Origin of the sequence: Natronolimnobius sp. AArcel1 (assembly GCF_011043775.1) — an archaeon.
GTDB lineage: Archaea > Halobacteriota > Halobacteria > Halobacteriales > Natrialbaceae > Natronolimnobius.
Genome location: NZ_JAAKXY010000004.1, coordinates 44,650 through 64,921, shown reverse-complemented (window position 1 = coordinate 64,921; position 20,272 = coordinate 44,650). Strand labels below are relative to the sequence as shown.

The 20,272-nt window shown below is 59.5% G+C and carries 12 protein-coding genes; 6 read left to right on the top strand and 6 right to left on the bottom strand.

Annotation, left to right across the window (positions count from 1 at the left end; translation table 11 throughout):
- Positions 1-23: 23 nt before the first annotated feature.
- Positions 24-1,778, bottom strand: a complete 1,755-nt coding sequence (locus G6M89_RS12560) for an alpha-amylase domain-containing protein (protein ID WP_165162190.1) — start codon at positions 1,776-1,778, stop codon at positions 24-26.
- A 132-nt stretch (positions 1,779-1,910) separates the two neighbouring features.
- On the opposite strand from G6M89_RS12560, the gene proS reads away from it, so the two are divergent.
- The 4 genes from proS (at position 1,911) to G6M89_RS12540 (ending at position 10,870) form a co-directional block, all read left to right on the top strand.
- Positions 1,911-3,392 (top strand): proline--tRNA ligase, encoded by a 1,482-nt coding sequence (gene proS / locus G6M89_RS12555; protein ID WP_165162189.1) that lies wholly within the window; start codon positions 1,911-1,913, stop codon positions 3,390-3,392.
- A 492-nt stretch (positions 3,393-3,884) separates the two neighbouring features.
- Entirely contained in the window at positions 3,885-8,450 is a 4,566-nt protein-coding gene (gene gltB, locus G6M89_RS12550) for a glutamate synthase large subunit (protein WP_165162188.1), read from the top strand.
- Positions 8,451-8,579: 129 nt separating this feature from the next.
- A complete protein-coding gene (locus tag G6M89_RS12545) occupies positions 8,580-9,569 on the top strand; it encodes an NAD-dependent epimerase/dehydratase family protein (protein WP_165162187.1) in 990 nt (329 codons plus the stop codon).
- Positions 9,570-9,997: 428 nt separating this feature from the next.
- Entirely contained in the window at positions 9,998-10,870 is an 873-nt protein-coding gene (locus G6M89_RS12540) for an SMP-30/gluconolactonase/LRE family protein (protein ID WP_165162186.1), read from the top strand.
- A 31-nt stretch (positions 10,871-10,901) separates the two neighbouring features.
- On the opposite strand, the gene melA is transcribed toward G6M89_RS12540, so the two are convergent.
- The 4 genes from melA to G6M89_RS12520 form a co-directional block, all read right to left on the bottom strand.
- Positions 10,902-12,236 carry an alpha-galactosidase gene (gene melA / locus G6M89_RS12535; RefSeq protein WP_165162185.1) on the bottom strand — a complete coding sequence of 445 codons (1,335 nt, stop codon included), beginning with the start codon at positions 12,234-12,236 and terminating at the stop codon, positions 10,902-10,904.
- A 198-nt stretch (positions 12,237-12,434) separates the two neighbouring features.
- Entirely contained in the window at positions 12,435-13,196 is a 762-nt protein-coding gene (locus tag G6M89_RS12530) for an IclR family transcriptional regulator (protein WP_165162184.1), read from the bottom strand.
- Between the two features lie 163 nt (positions 13,197-13,359).
- Positions 13,360-14,232, bottom strand: coding sequence for a fumarylacetoacetate hydrolase family protein (locus G6M89_RS12525; protein WP_165162183.1), 873 nt, complete (start codon positions 14,230-14,232; stop codon positions 13,360-13,362).
- A 168-nt stretch (positions 14,233-14,400) separates the two neighbouring features.
- Positions 14,401-16,143, bottom strand: coding sequence for an ABC transporter substrate-binding protein (locus tag G6M89_RS12520; RefSeq protein ID WP_241175338.1), 1,743 nt, complete (start codon positions 16,141-16,143; stop codon positions 14,401-14,403).
- Positions 16,144-16,556: 413 nt separating this feature from the next.
- On the opposite strand from G6M89_RS12520, the gene G6M89_RS12515 reads away from it, so the two are divergent.
- Positions 16,557-17,993 (top strand): aldehyde dehydrogenase family protein, encoded by a 1,437-nt coding sequence (locus G6M89_RS12515; RefSeq protein WP_165162182.1) that lies wholly within the window; start codon positions 16,557-16,559, stop codon positions 17,991-17,993.
- A gap of 170 nt (positions 17,994-18,163) precedes the next feature.
- The gene (locus G6M89_RS12510) at positions 18,164-18,622 is read left to right on the top strand and encodes a universal stress protein (protein ID WP_165162181.1); all 459 of its coding nucleotides are present in this window, start codon (positions 18,164-18,166) and stop codon (positions 18,620-18,622) included.
- A 34-nt stretch (positions 18,623-18,656) separates the two neighbouring features.
- Here the strand turns inward: G6M89_RS12510 and G6M89_RS12505 are convergent, their stop codons facing one another.
- On the bottom strand, positions 18,657-20,156 hold the full coding sequence (locus tag G6M89_RS12505) for a glycoside hydrolase family 43 protein (RefSeq protein ID WP_165162180.1): 1,500 nt from the start codon (positions 20,154-20,156) through the stop codon (positions 18,657-18,659).
- Positions 20,157-20,272 lie beyond the last annotated feature (116 nt).

Below are 20,272 nucleotides of genomic sequence, written 5' to 3'. Positions count from 1 at the left end.
TTCGAGGCGATGTCCACTTGCACTTACTCGTCTTCCCACCCCTGATGGGTCGGGTGCGTCTCTGCCGCGGTGTGGTTCTCGCCGCGTTCCCACACGTCACCCGTGTCGTCAGTAGGGCCGCGACGGGTCTTCCACTCGAGGTCGTCGTCGGCGTCGACGGTGACTTCCCAGACGTTGCCCTCGGTCCAGGTGCCTTCGATCCCGCCGTTCCACTCAGTCAGTTCGGCCGTGTTCCCCGTGAAGTAGACCGATTCACCGTACTCGACGTCGACGGTGACGCGGAGTGTGCGTTCCTCGGTGTCGCCAGTGTCGTCTTCGTCGTCATCGTCTCCGTTGTCGTCCCCATCGTCTGGCTCGCCAGGTGTGTACATCACCCAGCCTTCGGCCGGAATCTCGAGCGTTGCCTGTCCATCGCCGTCGGTCTCGACGCCATCGCCGTGGCCGGTCTGATCGACCAGTGTCTCATTGGTCCAGGCAGTCTGGACGGTGTGGGTTACGGCCTGTTCGTCCGTATTGATGCCTGCCAGCAGGTTCCCATCGCGTTCGTACACGTAGCTATCGTCGTCGACATGGCGGTCGATCACCTCACCGTGGGCGAACTCCTGAGAGACGGCAACGAGGTCGTGGAACGCCTCATCCTCGAGTTCGGAGCGGTTTTCGGGGCCGGAGCGATACACCATCGGCAGCCCGGCGTAGGTGAGGACGAACGCCTCGGCAAGTTCGACCGCGCGGCCCTCGGGTTCGTCTTCGTCGACACCCGGACCGACGGTGTCGTGGTTCTGGACGAACGTCACCGCTGCCTCGGGGCGTTCGTGGACCACACCGCGGGCGGCGTCCTGTGAAAGTTCGGCCATACTGCCGCCCTCGAAGGCGTCGACGATGGCGTCGTACAGCGGGAAGTCAAAGACCGTCATGCCCGTGTCGGCGAACTCGAGCAGTCGCTCCACGTCGTAGTCCCAGACTTCACCGACGCGCCAGAGGTCGAGGTCGTCCGCCAGCGCGTTGAGCTCGGACTCGAAGTACCACGGCCAGATGTGGCCCGCCGCATCGTATCGCAGGCCGTCAGCGCCCAAGTCGGCGATCTGCCCGAGGTAGTCAGCATGTACGTCCTGTACGTGTGAGTTCTCGAGGTCGAACGAGGGCAACCCGAGCAAATCACACTCGTACTCGGCTTCCTCGCCGTCGAGTTGGCAGTCCTCGCCGAGCGTGCCGTTGTCGTGGAAGTGCTCGTCGCGGTCGAACTGCGGGAGTTCCACCTCCCCATCCGGCCCGTCTGCCGTCGCCATGTGATTCGCGACCACGTCGACGATGACCTCGATATCGTGTGCGTGGCAGGCCTCGATCATGGACTCGAGTTCGTCCGCCGTGCCGAACGTCGAGTCGAGATCGGAGAGGTCGACAGGTTGGTAGCCAACCGGTGGATGCGGGTCACGAAAGCCGTAGGGTGAGGTCTCATCGTAGTAGCCGTATTCGCCGTCGTACGAGAGGTCGTCCCAGCCGAGCTTTCCTCGAGCAGGTTGTTGCACCCAGATGGCGTCGATGCCGGCGTCGGCGAGGCGGGGTACGTCGGCCTCAATCTCTGTCCACTCGGCGTGGAAGTACTGGTAGGCGACCGTGCCGTCGTCGGCAGTTGGCTGGTCGGGAAGTGCCTGTGCGTTCTCGGTGCCGCCAAAGGAGCAACCGGCAACGGTGAGTGCGCCAAGGGTTGCTCCTGCCGACAACAGCGTTCGCCGGCCGACTGTCGATCGCGGCTGGTCTCGATTGTTATTGTCTCCCATTCCACCCTCGGATATAATGTATGGTGTAATAAAACATCATAGTTTTCACTCACATTCGAAACGAGTGTAGCCGACCTCGAGGTGCGTCGGCCCTTCGTATCGTTTAAGCCTGCGGTGGCAGTGAGTCGATGTATGAGCGACGAGAGTCAGGAACTCGGGATCACCGAGTCGAAATCGCACAAACCCGGCGACTGGTACGCCGAGGTCGTCCAGAAGGCCGGTCTCGCCGACTACGCGCCGATGGGCGGGTTCATCGTCACGAAACCACGGGGCTACGCCCTCTGGGAACGCATTCAGGACGCACTCGACGGCTGGTTCAAAGAAACCGACGTCGACAACGTCTACTTCCCGATGTTCATCCCCGAGTCCTTCTTAGAGCGCGAGAAGGACATCGTCGAAGGCTTCGACCCTGAAGTCGCGTGGGTGACCCAGGGCGGCCACGACGAACTCGAGGAGCGACTCGCCGTCCGACCGACGAGTGAGTCGATCATCGCGCCGTTTATGGCCGACTGGACGCGCAGCCACCGTGATCTGCCGCTGCGACTGAACCAGTGGTGTTCCGTGGTTCGCTGGGAAGCAACCGAAACAAAGCCCTTCTTCCGCACGAAGGAGTTCATGTGGCAGGAAGGCCACACCGCCCACGCGAGCGACGAGGGCGCGTGGGCGGAGGTCTGGACCCGACTGGGACAGTACGAGAAAGTCTACGAGGAGGTACTCGCAATCCCGGTCCTGCGCGGGAAGAAGCCAGACCACGACAAGTTCCCCGGCGCGGACACGACGACCACCGTCGAAGCGCTGATGCCCGATGGCAAGTCCGTCCAGGGTGGCACCAGCCACCACCTCGGCCAATCGTTCGCGGAGGCGTTCGACATCACCTTCGTCGACGAGGACGAGGAAGACCGAACCGCCTACACCACCTCGTGGGGCCTCTCCTGGCGCGCACTCGGCGCACTCATCATGACCCACTCCGACGACCAGGGGCTCGTGCTCCCGCCGACCATCGCGCCCACACAGGTCGTCATCGTCCCCATCTGGCAAGAGGATACGAAAGACGACGTCCTCGAGTACTCCCAGTCCATTGCCGACGACCTCGAGGAGGCTGGCTTCCGCGTCGAACTCGACGACCGCGACGAGCGCAACCCCGGCTTCAAGTTCAACGAACACGAGTTGAACGGCGTCCCCCTCCGACTGGAAATCGGTCCCTACGAGGTCGAGGACGAGGAAGTCACGCTCGTCCACCGGCCCGACAACGAGGAGTCCGTCGAGGACCGCGACGAGATCGTCGACGCTGTCGATACGCATCTCGAAGACATCTTCGATAAACTGTACGACACAGCCGAGGAGAACCTGGCGGAGAATATTCGCGAGGCCCACAGCCCGGAGGACATTCTGGGAACGATCGGCAAGCACGGCGGCTACGTAAAGACGCCGTGGTGTGGCGACGAGGCCTGCGAAGAGGTCATCAAGGAGAAGATTGCCGCCGAAATCGTCATGCAGCCACTCGAGGATGAAGGCGGCGAGTCGTCGGGCGACGTGCCCGAACCCGACCACGACGAGTGCGGTGTCTGTGGCGACCCGGCAGACGAGATTGCGTATTTCGCAAAGAGCTACTGAGCACGACGACACGGTATACGATCAGCTATCGACCCCAACCGGTCTGTTCTCAACTCCGTCAGGTGGGGACTGAAATTGTTAGGATGGTCATCCACGAGATGATAAGCAGCACCAGTTGAAACCAAGCAATCGCTATCACCACCCATCATGTCGATCAGTATAGCCTAACTCTTTAGCCCGAGGTTGCTTACCAATGGAGATGGATGTACAATTGTGGTGTTCACTTTGGTGGGTGAACACTACGTGCCTCTGACAAAACCTTTTCCGAGAAACGAATGCACACGAGCGACGGCTGTAGCCGGACGTTTGTCGTTCGAAACGCCAGTTACTTTTATTAGATATCACTGATACGCTCGAGTAAATTCTCTCTGTAAACGTAATGATCCATGAATATAAATTATCTCCATATGCATTATATTCCTCCATATGTGTCTATAATACACTTAGTCATTATGGGGTAGCCTCATATAACAGAACTCGTTATGAGAGTGTATGTCACAGCCACACGGAGCGTCATCCACCGAGCGTTCCCAGGGTCTTGCCGACCCAGCGGACGAACGGTCGAACTGCGGCGTCGGCGTCGTCATGGACCTTGATGGGGATACTGGCCACAACGTCGTCGCGGACGGTCTTGATCTTTTGAAAAATCTCGAGCACCGGGGGACCACAGGTGCGGAGAAAAACACCGGCGACGGGGCCGGTATCATGTTGCAGACGCCACACGGGTTCTTTGCAGACGTTCTCGAGACCTCACTTCCAGAGACGTACGCTGTCGGCTCGCTGTTCATGCCACAGGACGACGAGGCACGCGACTCACTCGCCGATCTCGCAGAATCAACCTTCGGGACGTACGATCTCGAGGTGCTCGAGTGGCGCGACGTCCCAACAGAAAATGACGACCTCGGCGCGACAGCGGTCGACTCTGAACCGGACGTACGACAGGTCGTTGTTGCACCCGCAGACGGAGACGACCTTTCCGAGGACGACTTCGACCGGCGACTCTACGTCGCTCGACGCGCACTCGAGAATGCGGTTGAGGACGCCAACATCGCGAACAAAGAACGCTTCTACGTTGTCTCGCTCGACTCGAAGACGCTCGTCTACAAGGGCCTGCTCAAGGGGGAACAGGTTCCGAGCTACTACCCGGATCTGACTGACGAGCGCGTCGAATCGAACTTCGTCATGGTCCACGAGCGGTTCTCGACGAACACGCTCGGTGCCTGGCATCTCGCCCATCCATACCGCAACATCATCCACAACGGCGAGTTCAACACGATTCAGGGCAACATCAACTGGATGCGCGCCCGTGAGACGGACATCGAAAGTGAGGTCTTAGACGACCTCGAGGCCGTCAAGCCGATTATCGACGACCCTGACCAGTCCGATACCGCAAGCGTCGATAACGCCCTCGAACTCCTGATGCAGGACGGACGAGATCTCGCACACGCGCTTCGGATGCTCGTCCCCGAAGCCTGGCGCGGCGACGACGCAATGGATTCCGACCGCAAGGACTGGTACGACTTCCACGCCTCACTCGTCGAGCCGTGGGACGGCCCCGCACTCGTCGCGGCAACCGACGGCGAACGCGTCGGTGCCGTCCTCGATCGTAACGGACTTCGTCCGTGTCGCTACGACGTGACGACGGACAACCAGCTCATCATGGCCAGCGAGGCCGGCGCACTCGAGCGGCCTCCCGAGGAAATCGAAGAACGCGGTCGGCTCCAGCCCGGCCAGTTGTTCCTCGCCGACCCAGAAGAGGGACGCGTCATCCCAGACGACGAGGTTTTCGACGACCTGACCGACGACCGCTACGGCGAGTGGGTTGCCGAAGAACAGGTTTCACTCGAGGACGTCCGGACGACCGACTCGAGCGCCCCGCAGCAGTCGGTTGAGAATCTGCGCGACCAGCAGACGGCGTTTGGCTACACGCACGACGAACTCGAGAACATGATCGAGCCGATGACGACGAAGGGCAAGGACCCAGTCGGCTCGATGGGCGATGACACGCCGCTGTCGGTACTGACGGAGTTCAACCGCCCGCTGTTCTCGTACTTCAGACAGCTGTTCGCGCAGGTGACGAATCCGCCACTCGACTACATCCGCGAGGAACTCGTCACCTCGATGGAGTCCCGACTCGGCTTCCAGCGCAACCTGCTTGCCGAATCGCCCGAACACGCCCGCCAACTCGTCCTCGATTCGCCGATTCTGACCGACGGCGAACTCGAGTCAATTCGGGAGTGCGATGCGAACGGCATCACGGCTGCAACCATCGACATCACCTACGAACCGAAAAGCGACGAGGTCGGTTCGGATCTCGAGGCCGCACTCGAACGCGTTCGCGAGGATGTCGTCGAGGCCATCGAAGACGGCGGCCACGACGTGCTCATCCTCTCGGATCGTGGCGTCGACGAAGACCGTGTTGCGATTCCAAGCCTGCTCGCGACGGGTGGCGTTCATCATCACCTCGTCCGAAACGGCCTGCGTAACCACGTTGGACTGGTTGTCGAATCCGCGGACCCGCGGACGGTCCATCACTTCGCGACGCTCGTCGGCTACGGCGCGGGCGCCGTCAACCCGTACCTGGCCTACCAGACAATCGACGACATCACCGCCGGTCCCGACGGAGCCGAGACCGAGGTCGCCATCGACGCCTACGTCGGCGCTGTCGAAGACGGCCTCCTGAAGATCATGGCCAAGATGGGTATCTCGACCGTCGAAAGCTACCAGGGCGCCCAAATATTCGAAGCCGTCGGACTCGATTCCGACCTCGTCACAGAATACTTCGACGGCACCGAAAACCGCACTGAGGGGATCGGCCTCGCCGAAATCGAAGAAGACGTTCGCGAACGCCACAAGCAGGCGTTCGTCGAGACCGAAGAGAAGCCGACGCTCGACCGCCACGGCGAATTCGAACACCGCTCCGATGGAATTCACCATCAGTGGAACCCGGATACCGTTGGTACGCTCCAACAGGCAGTCCGTGCGAACGACTACGAGCGCTACCAGGAGTTCGCTGAGCTGATCAACGACCAGCAACAGAATCTCCAGACGCTTCGTGGCCTCCTCGAGTTCGATTCGGACCGCGAGTCGATCCCGGTCGATGACGTCGAGCCGATCAAAGACATCGTCGAACGCTTCTCGACGGCCGCGATGAGTCTCGGCTCGCTCTCGCCGGAAGCACACGAAAACAACTCGATTGCGATGAACCGCATCGGCGGCAAGTCCAACTCCGGAGAGGGTGGCGAGCCACCAGAGCGATTTGGCACCGAAAAGGAGTGCAACGTCAAACAGGTCGCATCCGGCCGTTTCGGCGTTACGAGTACCTACCTCTCGAGTGCGGACGAACTCCAGATCAAGATGGCTCAGGGCTCTAAGCCTGGTGAGGGTGGCCATCTCCCCGGCGAGAAGGTAAACGAGATGATCGCGCACGTCCGCAAATCGACGCCGGGCGTTGGCCTCATCTCGCCGCCGCCGCTGCACGACATCTACTCCATCGAGGACCTCAAACAGCTGATCTTCGATCTGAAAGCGGCGAACGAGGAGGCAGACATCAACGTTAAACTCGTCTCCGAGGCCGGCATCGGCACCGTCGCAGCTGGTGTCGCAAAGGCAAACGCCGACGTGGTCCACATTTCGGGTCACTCCGGCGGGACGGGTGCCTCCCCGCGCACGTCGATCAAAAGCGCCGGCCTTCCATGGGAACTGGGGCTTGCCGAAGCCAACCAGATGCTTTGTCAGACCGGCCTGCGCGACCGGATTCGTGTCTCCGCTGACGGTGGCATGAAAACGGGCCGTGATGTCGCTGTCGCTGCCCTCCTCGGAGCCGAGGAGTACATCTTCGGGACGGCCTCGCTCGTCACCTCCGGCTGCGTGATGGCCCGGCAGTGTCACAAGAACACCTGCCCGGTTGGGGTCGCTACCCAGCGCGAGGACCTCCGGAAGCGGTTCCCCGGCGAGCCAGAACACGTCATCAACTACATGACGTTCATCGCACAGGAACTGCGCGAAATCATGGCCGAACTCGGCTTTGCAACCATCGACGAGATGATCGGCCACGTCGAGGTGCTGGACCAGCGCGACGATATCGACCATCCGAAAGCGCGTACGGTCGACCTCTCTGCCGTCATCGCCGACCCCGGAAGCGACGTCCGGCGCAAAATTCGCGACCAGGATCACGAACTCGAGGAGCAACTCGACCGTGACCTGATCGAGGCCGCAGCAGACACCATCGAGACCGAAGAACCAGTCGCACTCGAGGCCGACATTTCGAACGTCGACCGAACCGTCGGCGCGATGCTCTCGAACCGCATCACCAGCCGTTACGGCGAACCCGGGCTTCCCGAGGACACGATCACGGTCGACCTCGAGGGAACTGCCGGACAGAGCTTTGGTGCGTTCCTCGCAAGCGGTGTCTCGATGCACCTCGAGGGCAGCGCGAACGACTACGTCGGGAAAGGCCTCTCGGGCGGAAAGCTCGCGATCCGCACGCCCGAGTCGGCAGCCTACGATCCGACCGAGAACGTCGCTATCGGGAACGTCGCACTCTACGGTGCAACCGACGGCCAACTGTACGTCAACGGCGTTGCTGGCGAGCGATTCGCCGTCCGAAACTCCGGTTCGAAAGCCGTCGTCGAAGGCGTTGGCGACCACGGCTGTGAGTACATGACCGGCGGCGTCGTCGCCGTCCTCGGAGAGACTGGCAAGAACTTCGCAGCCGGAATGTCCGGCGGTGTCGCCTACGTCTACGACCCAGACGAGGAACTCAAAGCGAAGGCAAACACTGGAATGGTCTCACTGCACGACGATCTCGAGGACGCAGACGAGGCGATGGTCCGCCGACTCGTCGAAAACCACGTCGCCTACACGGACTCCGACCGCGGCGAGGAACTGCTCGCAAACTGGGAGCAGGCACTCGAGGCGTTCGTGAAGATCATGCCCGAAGCATACCACGAGGCGATCACCGAGCAGGGAAGCGACGACGTTCGCGAGGAACTGCCTGGTGTCCCAGAGTCCGTCGTCGAGGCTGACTCGACCAGTTACGCCGCGAGCGACGACTGATCGGCGTCTCGTTTTTCGACTGAGTCACTAGTGTTCGACCTCGAGAAACCGTCGAGCAGACGGCGCGCTCGAGTCGGTCGTGACAGCGGTCATCGCCACCGTTTTCTCTCGCAGTGACGACGAGCGAGTATGGACAGCGCACTCGTTATCGGCGGCACGCGCTTTATTGGCCGCCATCTCGTCTCCGAACTGCTTGCACACGACTACGATGTGACGATTTTCAACCGTGGGAACCACGACAACCCCTTCGCCGACGACGACCGCGTCGACCACATCGAAGGCGACCGGACAAACGATTCCGCACTCGAGGCCGCTGCGATGACGGTCGATCCTGACGCCGTCTTCGACTGCGTGGCCTACTACCCGCGTGACGTTCGCGCAGCGACAACCATCTTCGCCGACTGTGACGCCTACGTCTACATCTCGAGTGGCGCAGCCTACGGGCGCGAAGACATTCCAAAACGCGAAGACAGGACACCACTTGAGTCCTGTACGGCCGAGGAAGCGACCGACGACTCGCAGGAAACCTACGGCAAGCGAAAGGCCGAGGGCGACCGCGCGGTGGTCGCCGCAGCGGAGTCAGGCGTCAACGCGATGTCCGTGCGCCCGCCAATCGTCTACGGCCCGCACGACTACACCGAGCGCCTCGATTTCTGGATCGACCGCGTCAATCGCTTCGACCGCGTCCTCGTCCCTGGCGACGGCACGAACCTCTGGCAGCGCGTCTACGTCGAGGACGTTGCACGCGCGATGCGCATCGTCGCCGAACGCGGCGAGCCCGGCGAATCCTACAACGTTGGCGACCAACGCGCTGTTACGCTTGAGGAGATGATCAACCTGATCGCTTCGCAGTTAGACACGAGCGTCGACGTCGTCCACGCCGGCCCGCGCGAACTCGAGGCCGGCGGCATCGCGCCGGACGATTACGTTCTTTACCGGGAGTATCCACATCTGCTTTCGACCGCCAAACTCGCCGCCCTCGGCTGGGAGTCGACGCCACTCGAGGAGGCGATGGCCCGCGCCGTCGAGGACCACCTCGAGAGTGATCGTGACGGCCGCGAGAACGGCCCGGACCGAGCCACAGAAGAGCGTGTTCTCGGAATTTTGGATACGCTGTAGGAGCTCTTCCTCGAGAATCGATTTCTGGTTTTCGGATAACCGACACATACGCAAATAATTCACTCTGATTATAGTACCTTCTCAGATACCGCTTTTTCTATCACTATACGAACCACGAGCCCATAGCTGGCTTCCTCGAAACTATACTTCTTTGAATCTCCAGCAATGTCGTTGTGTAGGTGTCGGTTGCTATCTTTTTACTGGACTGTCGGTACTAGTCGCTCCTGTGCCAGATACAGTTGTTTTAGCTGGATTGCTGGGATCGCTGCCAGAGATTTCATCTAACTAATGGTTTATCAGCATTATACACTGGTATCCGACAAATCTACTCTCGTTACTGCCAGACGCTCCGTATCGCTCTCGTGCTGGCGACGCGAGTCACGCTCGAGACGGCACAATTCAAGTATGAACGGGCGGTACGGTTTGGTATGACACAGTACGAACGCGTCGCGGATACGACCGCTCACACCGGCGAAGGGCCGCTGTGGCACCCCGAGGAGGAACTGGTCTACTGGGTCGACATTCCAAACGGCAAGCTCTTCGCGTACGACCCCGAGACGGACGAGTACGACCTGGTGTATCAAACCGACGGCGTCCCACTCGGTGGCTACACTATCGAAGAAGACGGCGCGTTGCTCCTGTTCACTCACGGCACCGTCAGTCGCCTCGAGCCCGGCGCGGACAAGGCCGAGCCGATCGCCGAAGTCAGCGATGCCGAGACGCGGTTCAACGATGTCATCGCCGACCCCGAGGGCCGTGTTTTCTGTGGGACGATGCCCGGCGAAAACGAACTCGGCGACCTCTATCGCGTCGACCCCGACGGCAGTGTCACGCTCGTTGTCGAGGACGTCGACATCCCCAACGGCATGGGCTTTACCGACGACCTCGAGACGTTTTATTTCACCGAATCCGAAGCCCACGTCATCTACGCGTTCGACTACGACCGCGAGACTGGCGAGCTGTCGAACCAGCGGACGTTCGTTGAGGTCCCAACCGACGATGGCATCCCAGACGGGATGACCATCGACGAAAACGGTGATATCTGGTCGGCTCGCTGGGACGGCGGCCGCGTCGTCCGCTACAGTCCAGACGGCGAAGTCCTCGAGGAGATTGAACTTCCAGCACGGAAAGTCTCCTCGGCGACCTTTGGCGGACCAGAATACGAGGACCTGTACCTGACGACTGCACTCACTGACAACGACCGCGACGAGGAAGGCGACGGCGCAGGTGCCTTGTTCCGCGTTTCAGACGTTGGCCCCAGCGGCGTCCCCGAGTTCCGTTCGCGTATCAGCCTCGAGTAGGTCTCGCGTATCAGTCAACCCCTTTTCGCGATCAGTCGAACGCCGGCAGGTACGCGGCATTCGCCTCGAGCAACTCATCGACCAGGCCGTCGATTTCCTCGAGCGTACAGACGGCGCTGGTCAACGGATCGAGTTTGACCGCGCGTCGCAGTGCAGCCTCGTCACCGTCAATCGCGGCGTCGACGGCCAGCGACTGCACGTTGACGTTCGTACGGTTGAGCGCGGCCAGTTGCGGTGGCAGGTCGCCGACGCTGCACGGGCGAACCCCGGTTCCATCGACGAGACATGGCACCTCGACGAGTGCGTCGTCGGGCAGGTTCGTGATCAATCGGCCGTCGTTCGGCACGTTGAGATTCATTCGACGAGTCTCGTCCGTCTCGATCGAGTGGATAATGCGGGCGGCGTACTCGCCCGAGCGCTCGAGCGAGAGATCAAGATTGTCGAGGTCGAACTCGTCCGCTGGATCGCGGGCTCGCCAGTGTTTGAGATACTCCCCAGTGGGCATCCAGCAGACAGGCGAATATTCAAACGCGTCCTCGTCTGATTTGTATGCACTTTTCTCGACGAGGTTGTCGATCTCGTCTTGCGTATGTCGGAAGTACGGCAAATACTCGCTCAGGTGGTGACTTGATTCGGTGATGAACGCGCCGAAGTGATCCATCACGTCGAATCGCACGATGTCTTTGGCGTAGAATTCGTCGTCACCCATCGCGTCATAGAGGTCGGGATAGAGGTCTGCTCCCTCGCACTCGAGGTCGAGAAACCACGCCATGTGGTTGATGCCAGCAACCCAGTACTCGAGGTCCTCGAAGGGGACGTCGACGTAGTTCGCAATGTCGTGTGCCGTCCCGCGGATACTGTGACAAATTCCGTAGACGTCGATCTCCGTTTCGCGCTCGAGCGCCCAACAGACCATCGCCATCGGATTAGTGTGCTGTAACAGCGGCGCATCAGGACACAGCTCTTCCATATCGCGGGCAATCTCGAGCATCGTCGGAATCGTTCGCTGTGCCCGGAAGACACCACCCGGTCCGAGCGTGTCACCGACGGATTGGTTGATGCCATAGCGCTGTGGGATTTCAACTTCGTTCTCGACGGGCTCGACGCCGCCGACCTGTATTGTTGTGACGACGTAGTCCGCATCGGTGAGGGCTTCGCGCCGGTCTGTCGTTGCCTCCACGGTCGCCGGAAGGTCGTGTTCGTCGATGAGTGCGTTCGTCGCCGCTTCGATTCGCTCTAAACGCTCGGCGTCGATATCCATCAATGCGAACGTCGTTTCCTGTAACTCTGCAAACGAGAGAATATCCCGAACGAGCGTCTGTGTGAACGTGAGACTGCCAGCGCCGATAAACGCAACTTTCACCATACTTGACCATTGCCAACACAACCCATAATAGTTGCTACCAGGGTGTATACATCCGGATTCGACTCGATGGCTGGCCAGCAGTCACTGACGAGTAGTTTGTCGCAGTAGTCGACGATCACGTCTCACATCAGTTCATGATGGTGTGTAACCGACCTACTGTTCACCACTAGCGAATACTGTTCTCTCTGTTTACTCGAATTACGAATAATTATGCTCGAGTTCGATGACGTTTGCCGTCCCCAGGACGGCCTCTGGAAGGTCTTCGTAGAAACGTTCGTCGCCGACGCGGTGGACGGGGCAGGAAACGCTGACCGCCGCGATACTCTCATCGTTATCGTCTGTGATCGGCGCGGCGATACACCGCAGGCCGTTGAGTCGCTCCTCGCGGTCGACGGCAAAGCGTTGCTCGTGAATCTCCTCGAGTTCAGCGAAGAATTCCTCGCGGTCGGTGATCGTCTTGTTCGTTACGGATGGCAGGCCATACTCCTCGACGATGCGTTCGACTTGTTCGTCGGGTCGGAATCCGAGAATTGCCTTGCCGAGTCCGGTACAGTGAAGCGGGACGCGTTTGCCTTCGTGGGTATCAAGTTCGACCGCGTTCTCGCCTTTTGCCTGGTAGAGGTAGATGCCGCGGCCGTTTTTCTCGACGAGGAGATTGACGAGTTCGCCAGTGTCGTCGGCGAGTTTGTCGACTTCTTTCTGAGCCGTATCGTAGATTGGCGTGCGGTTGCGAGCGTACGCCCCGAGGCCTAGAAACGAGAGTCCAATGTGGTACTCGTCGCCGTCCTTGTCGACGTACTCGCGATTGGCAAGCGTCGTCAGGTGATTGTGAACCGCACTTTTACCGATATCGACCTGCTCAGCAATCTCAGAAATGCCCGCCCCATCGAGTTCCTGAATAATCTCGAGAATCTCGAAGGTTCTGTCGACAGTCCGAACGGGGTGTTTTGGTTCTGGCATATGCGTATGCATGGTTTGAACACACATATAGATTGTTCTGTGCTGGCGAACCCTGTTTTCTTTCACCAGTCACTCACGTTACAGCGCAGAACAGGCTTGCATACAGACAACGGCGGCTGCGAGTGTCGAACCGAGTGTCTAGTACGGACTATTTGTGGGCTGCTTAGACTTCGACAACGGTGTTCGTGAGCGTTCCAATCTCTTCGAGCCCGATTTCGATCTCGTCGCCTTCTTCGAGCGTGAACTCTTCGTCGGGGACAAGTGAGGTACCGGTCAGCAGAATCGAGACATCCGGAACGGCGTTGTGTGACGTGTAGCACTCAACGAGTTCCTCAACTGTTCGGACCATTTTCCCAGTGTTCGTCGAGTCGTCGTACAGCACCTCGCCGTCTCGGCTGATCGTCATCCACATCTCGAGGTCGTGTGGATCGTCGATCGAGTCCGCAGAGCGGATGCCAGGACCGATCGAACAACACTTGTCGTAGACCTTTGCCTGCGGGAGATAGAGCGGATTTTGTCCTTCGATCGAGCGACTGCTCATATCGTTCCCAACCGTGTAACCGACGATTTCTTCGCCCGCGAGGACGACTCCCAATTCCGGTTCTGGCACGTCCCACTCGGAATCAGCCCGGATTCCGACTGCTTCTTTCGGTCCAACGGTTCGCTCTGGCGTGGCCTTGAAGAAGACTTCCGGCCGGTCACTTTCGTAGACGTCGATGTACATATCCGGCGTATCGCTCTCGGCTTGTCGAGCCTCTTCACTGATCTGGTAGGTAACGCCAGCCGCCCAAATCTCGCCGGAGGAAATCGGTGCAGCGACGGCCCCGTTCTCGAGGATGTCCATCGATCGAGTCGTTGCATCCTCGAGCAGTCCTTCGACAAGCGTATCGATCGAGTCGGTTGTGATCGTTGCGGCCTCAAGCAGTTCCTCGAATGTCTGGAGTTGTGGTCGCGCAGTTGTGAGATCGTACAGAGTATCTGCAGTTTCAACGACAAGATGGGGAGTTCCCTCCTCGCGAAGTTGGTAGTAACGCATGTATTGATAGCTACCTTCTTGATCAATCACCTTAGTTTTAGCTTTCCGTGAACACCTCGTCTCCACACGCATCTGTCAGGACGGCTCGAGTAGGGTGAGTCAGGGTACGATCACGACTTGCTTCCGTCAGCGAATACCGTTCGCGAAAAATGAGTGTTAGATACCGACCTAGACCGGCTCGAGACCGTTCTCGAGCAGGTAGTGAGTGATGCGGTTCGAGGTCAGCCAGTCATCGCTCTCGAGGTCGAAGTCCCAGTCTTCAGTATTCACCCAGTAGTGCCCACCGCCCCATGGGTAACAGACAAGCGCTGGCAGCGTCTGATTGTGGACCCAGGCAAGCGTCGTTGCGTGATCGATGAGGTCTTCCTCGGAATCAGCTGTCGACATCTCATCGAGTTCCTCTTCGATGTCGATCGTAACCGTGTCCCCGTCAGGGTTGCCGACTTCGGGTACTTCAACCTCTTCATCGATCATGCCGGTGCGTTCAGTAAACAGCCCCATCGTGTTGTTGTTGAACACATCATCGAAGTCTGCATATGGGTGGTAATCTCGAGCCATCCCATAGTTCAACTGGACCGTCAGGTCGTAGTCGAGGTTGTCTTCGGTCTCAGCCTGCCACGTCGGCATCTCTTCAACGTAAAAGTCCATGTCGATGCCGAACTCGGCGAGGTTGTTCGAGATCATCTCCGAGTGGATGTCGAACCAGTCGCCGACTGGGAAATTGAGCGTCCAGGTCTCGCCGTCAGGGGTGAGCCACTCACCATCTTCCTGCTCGAACCCAACGTCCTCGAGCAGTTCTGCGGCTCTGTCGGTGTCCTCAGGTCCGTAATTTTCCATTGCCTCGAGAACATCGGATTCGACGTAGTCTTCGACGTACAGCGAGTCAACCCCTGTCGAGTACTCGTCGTAGTCGGTCCCTTCTGTCGCGGTGGTCTCGGTGAGGAACGGAACGTCGACGGCGTAAGCGATTGCTTGGCGCACCTCTGGGTAGTCGCGGATATACTCGTCTTCGGTTCCAAAGATGATCGCAAACGATTGCCCATCGTACGGCAATGGCCCTTCTCCGTACATGTCTGGAACGTCATCGAGGTCTGGGCTATCATCTCCCCAGTCGACCTCGCCGGATTGGACACCCTCTTCGTCCACATAGACGCCGATCCGCTGGAAAAAGTCCCACTCCTGTGCGATTGGGTGTTCTGGGTTCGGGATCTGGTCGGCGAACTCTTCGTTTGCCTCGACAAAGATCCAGGGGCCTGAGTACATAACTTCGTCCCAGCTCAGGTCATAGTTGAGGATGCTTTCTTGAACGCTCTCAATCTCCTCGTCGGTCTCTGCCTCTTCGAACTCCTCGACGAAGTGACCGTACTGTTCGTCGGAAACCTGCAGGATCATCTCGGCCCACTCTTCGATCCAGAGTTCTTCTTCCATATCACGGTACTCGTCACGAGGCTCGATCACGATCGTATAGTCGTCCTCAGCGTAGACTCCCTCTTCGATGTCGACGAAGTCCTCCATGCCGAGACCCATGTAGCCGTCTAGCTTGTAGGCAGTGACGAAGTCGTGAGCCGTGATCGGCTCACCCGTCGACCAGGCGTACTCGTCTGAGAGCGTTACTTCGGTTCGGAGGCCCTCTTCGTCAATCGACCACTCTTCGGCGACTCGAGGGATATACTCGCCACGTTCGGTGTGGAACACCGCTAGATACTCGAAGCCGAACTCCTGGCCCAGATCGCCGGCGTTCCATTGGGAATGATATGGGTTGAAAATGTAGTCATCGTCGACTGGGTTGAGATCTGCCGACGGGTAGATAACATTGAACTCGTCTTCGTAGTCCTCGTTGTAGTCGACATCACCGAGCACCGATTCTGGCGTTGTATCTCCAAGGATATCTTCGCCGTCGTCATCACCCATACACCCTGCAAAGGCGGCCACGCCGGCTGCACCTTGCGCGGCTAACAACTGTCGCCGAGAGAGATATTGATTGTACTTGGAATCATCTGCACCGTATCGATTCGCTAGGTACCATACTTGGGTGTCACTAACAGACATTCTCGTGAAGAAATGAGATAATAGGTTATAAATGATTGGGTTTGGGAGCGGCTGTTTTGGTAGAAAGAGGGAGACAACAGCCAGAGGCTACCTGACACATCCATTTTACCCGCGCATTCTGGAAATGACGGCCGGATTATGACCTCATAATTCGCTATTCAGATATGAGTAATAGATTGGAAGGTGGCATACCCGTAACATGATGACAATAGAACGCTGGAGCGATATTCACCCTGATCGCAAGACCCGTATACCCGCAGAGCAATTGTGTAGCCATGACTGCGGACTATCAGAACTACGTTGACGGGGAGTGGATCCAAACGGGAACGACCTTTGAAACGGCGAACCCAGCGGTACCGTCCGAAACGGTTGCGACGTATCAGGAAGCAACCGTCGAGGACGCTGCCGCCGCCGTCGAGGCCGCTGCTGCCGCCGAAGACGAGTGGGCAAACACCCCAGCCCCACAGCGCGGTGCAATCTTGCGCGAGGCCGCCTCGATTCTCGCGGATCGGAAAGCTGAGATCACCGACCTGTTGATCGCCGAGGAGGGCAAAACACAGGCTGAAGCCGGCGGTGAAGTCCAGCGTGCGATCGACATTTTCTACTACTATGCCGAGAAGACTCGCGACCTTGGTGGCTCGGTCAAAAGCGCAAGCAGCCCGCGAACGAATCTCTACACGAAGAACGAGCCAGTCGGCGTCGCCGCCCTGATCACGCCATGGAACTACCCAATCGCGATCCCTGCATGGAAGATTGCGCCCGCGCTCGCGACGGGCAACACGCTTGTCCTCAAGCCCGCAAAGGTCGCACCCGGCGTCGCCCTCGAGATCTTCAAGGCGCTCGACGAGGCCGGCCTTCCAGATGGCGTCGCAAACGTCGTCGTTGGCCCCGGCAGCACCGTTGGGAACGAACTCGTTGTCCACGAGGACGTTGATGCCGTCTCCTTTACCGGCTCCGGTCAGGTCGGGCACATGATCTACGACAAAGCGACCGACGACGGCAAACGCGTCCAGACCGAACTCGGCGGCAAGAACCCGACGGTCGTCAGCGACACTGCCGATGTCGAGGAAGCCGCAGCAATCATCGCCGCTGGTGCATTCGGGACCACCGGCCAGTCCTGTACCGCGACCTCGCGTGCAATCGTCCACACGGACGTCTATGACGAGTTCGTTGACGCTATCGTCGCAGAAGCCGAGTCCATTAAGATCGGTCCCGGCAAGGAGTCCGATATGGGTCCACAAGTCAACGAAAGCGAACTTGAGGGCACCCTCGACTACATCGAAGTGGCTGAAAACGAAGGCGCAACGCTCGCAACCGGCGGCGGCCAGCCTGACGAGTTCGACGAGGGTCACTTCGTCGAACCGACCGTCTTCACCGACGTCGACAACGAATTCCGCATCGCCCAGGAGGAAGTCTTCGGGCCAGTCCTCGCCGTGATCGAAGTCGACGACTTCGAGGAGGCACTCGAGACGGCCAACGACGTCGACTACGGGCTCTCCTCGAGTATCGTGACGAACGACCACACGGAAGCCGAGCGCTTCGTCGACGAGATTGAAGCCGGCGTTGCGAAGATCAACGACAAGACAACCGGCCTCGAACTCCACGTCCCATTCGGCGGCTTCAAGCAGTCCTCGAGTGAGACCTGGCGCGAACAGGGTGACGCAGGTATCGACTTCTACACGATCGAAAAGACCGTCTACGACGGCTTCTAACGCGACTCTGTCGTTTCGTCGTTCTGCGCTTTTCACGTACAAGGTATCGAAATTCATTCACGTCCACTGCTCACACAGGCACCGCTACGGTGTCTCCCACACTCGGACACTCACCGTACTCGCGTGCCGACGGCCAAATATTTATTTCGAGTGAGTGTGACGGGGTGGGTATGGATCGCGCACTCGTTGTAGTCGACTCAGCCGATGGCGCCAGACGATTAGTTCGAGAAGCCGGATCGCTTGCAGCCGGCGTCGATGCCTCGCTCGTCTTGCTCGTAACGATGGACAAAGACGAGTACGAGGCCGACCTCGAGACGATGTCGACGATTGCAGACGTGGAAGGCACGTCCTATCCGTCGACGGATATCAACGAAAGCGGCCGCCAGTTCGCACGCGATATCGCCAGAGAAGAACTCGATGGTCTCGAGGTCGAGTACGAGCCCCTTTGTGTCGTTCTCGATGGCGAACCGGAAGCCCAGCGGATTGTCGCTTCGGCAACCGAACACGACTGTGATCACATCTTCATCGCTGGTCGACAGCGCTCGCCGACCGGGAAAGCAATCTTCGGCGATACGGCACAGGGCGTGATCCTCAACTTCGATGGGATCGTCTCGGTCGTTACCGACTAAAATTCTTTCTTGCGGTTCGAACGATTGCGACCGGCTACTCCGATGAGCGATATGCAAACGACTCGAAGTGGGCGGGCTGGTCGCACTCGTTGCCGTTGCCGGTCGCATACGGGCCGAGATAGACACCAGTAAAGCCGCCCGCAACTTCCGTCGCGAGGTACTTCGTCGGCGCTGTTGCAAGGTGTTCGGTTCCTTCAGTTGTCTCGACACGCCAGTCGTACTCGTCCTGCGTTGCCTCGAGTCGGAGCGTCACCGGCCCCTCCGGGACGCGAACCTCGCCGAGACGGTCGCTGATGTCACCAACCGTGGCTCGAGCGACGACGACTCGGTTGCCGTCCTCGCGCGTGAGCCCGATCTCGTAGTGGTGTGACTCGTCGTAGAGGGCTGTCAGGCCGGCCTCGCCGTCCGCTTCGGGGTTGAATACGAGTTCTGTCTCGACTTTGCAGTCAAAGTGTTGCTGGCGGCGGCCGACGAACGTCGAGTCGCGGTCGTCAAGCGTTGCAGGGCCACCATGGAGCGTGAGGATTCCATCCTCGAGGACGTACCGGTCGGTTTCGGGTGGGTATCGGTAGTTCCACAGTGGGCCAAGTTCGTCGCCGTCGAACGGCGCTGTTGTCTCCCAGGATTGGGTCTCGCCCGTCTCGAGGGCCGTGTCGGGGACGGTCATCTCGGCCTCGAGTGGCTCACCGTCGTTGACGACTGGCCAGCCGTCCTCCCAGGTGACGGGGGCGAGGAACGTTTCGCGGCCGAGGTGGTGCCAGCCGGGGTGGCCGCCGTGTTTGCGGATGCCGAGACAGACGAGCCACCACGAGCCGTCGTGGGCCTCGACGAGGTCAGCGTGGCCGATGGCCTGAATCGGGTTGTACGCACCGCTGACGCTGCGGTGGCTTAAAATTGGATTGTTGGGGCAGGGCTCGAACGGTCCCGTCGGATCATCAGCGCGGGCCGCACAGACCATGTGCCGGGTGTGGGTGCCCCCTTCCGCGACGATCAGGTAGTAGGTGCCATCGACCTCGTAGAGGTGTGGCGCTTCGGTGTAGTCCGAGACAAGCCGCCGACAGAGTTGGGTGGACTCCCCGAGTTCGCCCGTCTCAAGATCGATTTCGGCCTGTTCGATGCCGTCCGGGCCGCTGCGGTACGTGAAGTACGCTGTCCCATCGTCCCAGAACAGGTCGGGGTCGATTCCCGGCGCGTCGATCCAGAGCGGGTCAGACCACTCGCCGGTTGGCTCGTCTGCCGTGATGACGAAGTGCCCACCTGCAGAGACGTTCGTCGTGACCAGATAGAACGTGCCCTCGTGATGGCGCAGCGTCGGCGCGAAGATGCCTTGGGAGGGTTCCGCATCCTCGAGGTCGAGTTGGTCTGCGGTGAGGCAGTGACCGATTGGCTCCCAGTCGACCAGGTTCTCGCTGTGATACAGTGGGATGCCTGGCGTGTACTCGAACGAACTCGTCGCGAGGTAGTAATCAGAGCCGACGCGGCAGATGCTCGGGTCTGGATGGAACCCGGGAAGGACCGGATTTTCGTACTGCATGCGTGGTTCTCACAGCCAGTATTTGATAAGCGTACTGATCGGATACAGCAGACAGGAGCAAATCCAGGCGTGGACTTGACAGCAAGAAAAGAGCACCACAGTCGGGTATGGGGCGA

Excerpts from the sequence above, each read along its gene's own strand:
- G6M89_RS12510 (WP_165162181.1), top strand. The coding sequence starts at position 18,164 with ATGGATCGCGCACTCGTTGTAGTCGACTCAGCCGATGGCGCCAGACGA.
- G6M89_RS12545 (WP_165162187.1), top strand. The coding sequence starts at position 8,580 with ATGGACAGCGCACTCGTTATCGGCGGCACGCGCTTTATTGGCCGCCAT.
- G6M89_RS12520 (WP_241175338.1), bottom strand. The coding sequence starts at position 16,143 with ATGGGTGATGACGACGGCGAAGATATCCTTGGAGATACAACGCCAGAA.
- G6M89_RS12540 (WP_165162186.1), top strand. The coding sequence starts at position 9,998 with ATGACACAGTACGAACGCGTCGCGGATACGACCGCTCACACCGGCGAA.
- G6M89_RS12525 (WP_165162183.1), bottom strand. The coding sequence starts at position 14,232 with ATGCGTTACTACCAACTTCGCGAGGAGGGAACTCCCCATCTTGTCGTT.
- G6M89_RS12515 (WP_165162182.1), top strand. The coding sequence starts at position 16,557 with ATGACTGCGGACTATCAGAACTACGTTGACGGGGAGTGGATCCAAACG.
- G6M89_RS12560 (WP_165162190.1), bottom strand. The coding sequence starts at position 1,778 with ATGGGAGACAATAACAATCGAGACCAGCCGCGATCGACAGTCGGCCGG.
- gltB (WP_165162188.1), top strand. The coding sequence starts at position 3,885 with ATGTCACAGCCACACGGAGCGTCATCCACCGAGCGTTCCCAGGGTCTT.
- melA (WP_165162185.1), bottom strand. The coding sequence starts at position 12,236 with ATGGTGAAAGTTGCGTTTATCGGCGCTGGCAGTCTCACGTTCACACAG.
- G6M89_RS12530 (WP_165162184.1), bottom strand. The coding sequence starts at position 13,196 with ATGCCAGAACCAAAACACCCCGTTCGGACTGTCGACAGAACCTTCGAG.
- G6M89_RS12505 (WP_165162180.1), bottom strand. The coding sequence starts at position 20,156 with ATGCAGTACGAAAATCCGGTCCTTCCCGGGTTCCATCCAGACCCGAGC.
- proS (WP_165162189.1), top strand. The coding sequence starts at position 1,911 with ATGAGCGACGAGAGTCAGGAACTCGGGATCACCGAGTCGAAATCGCAC.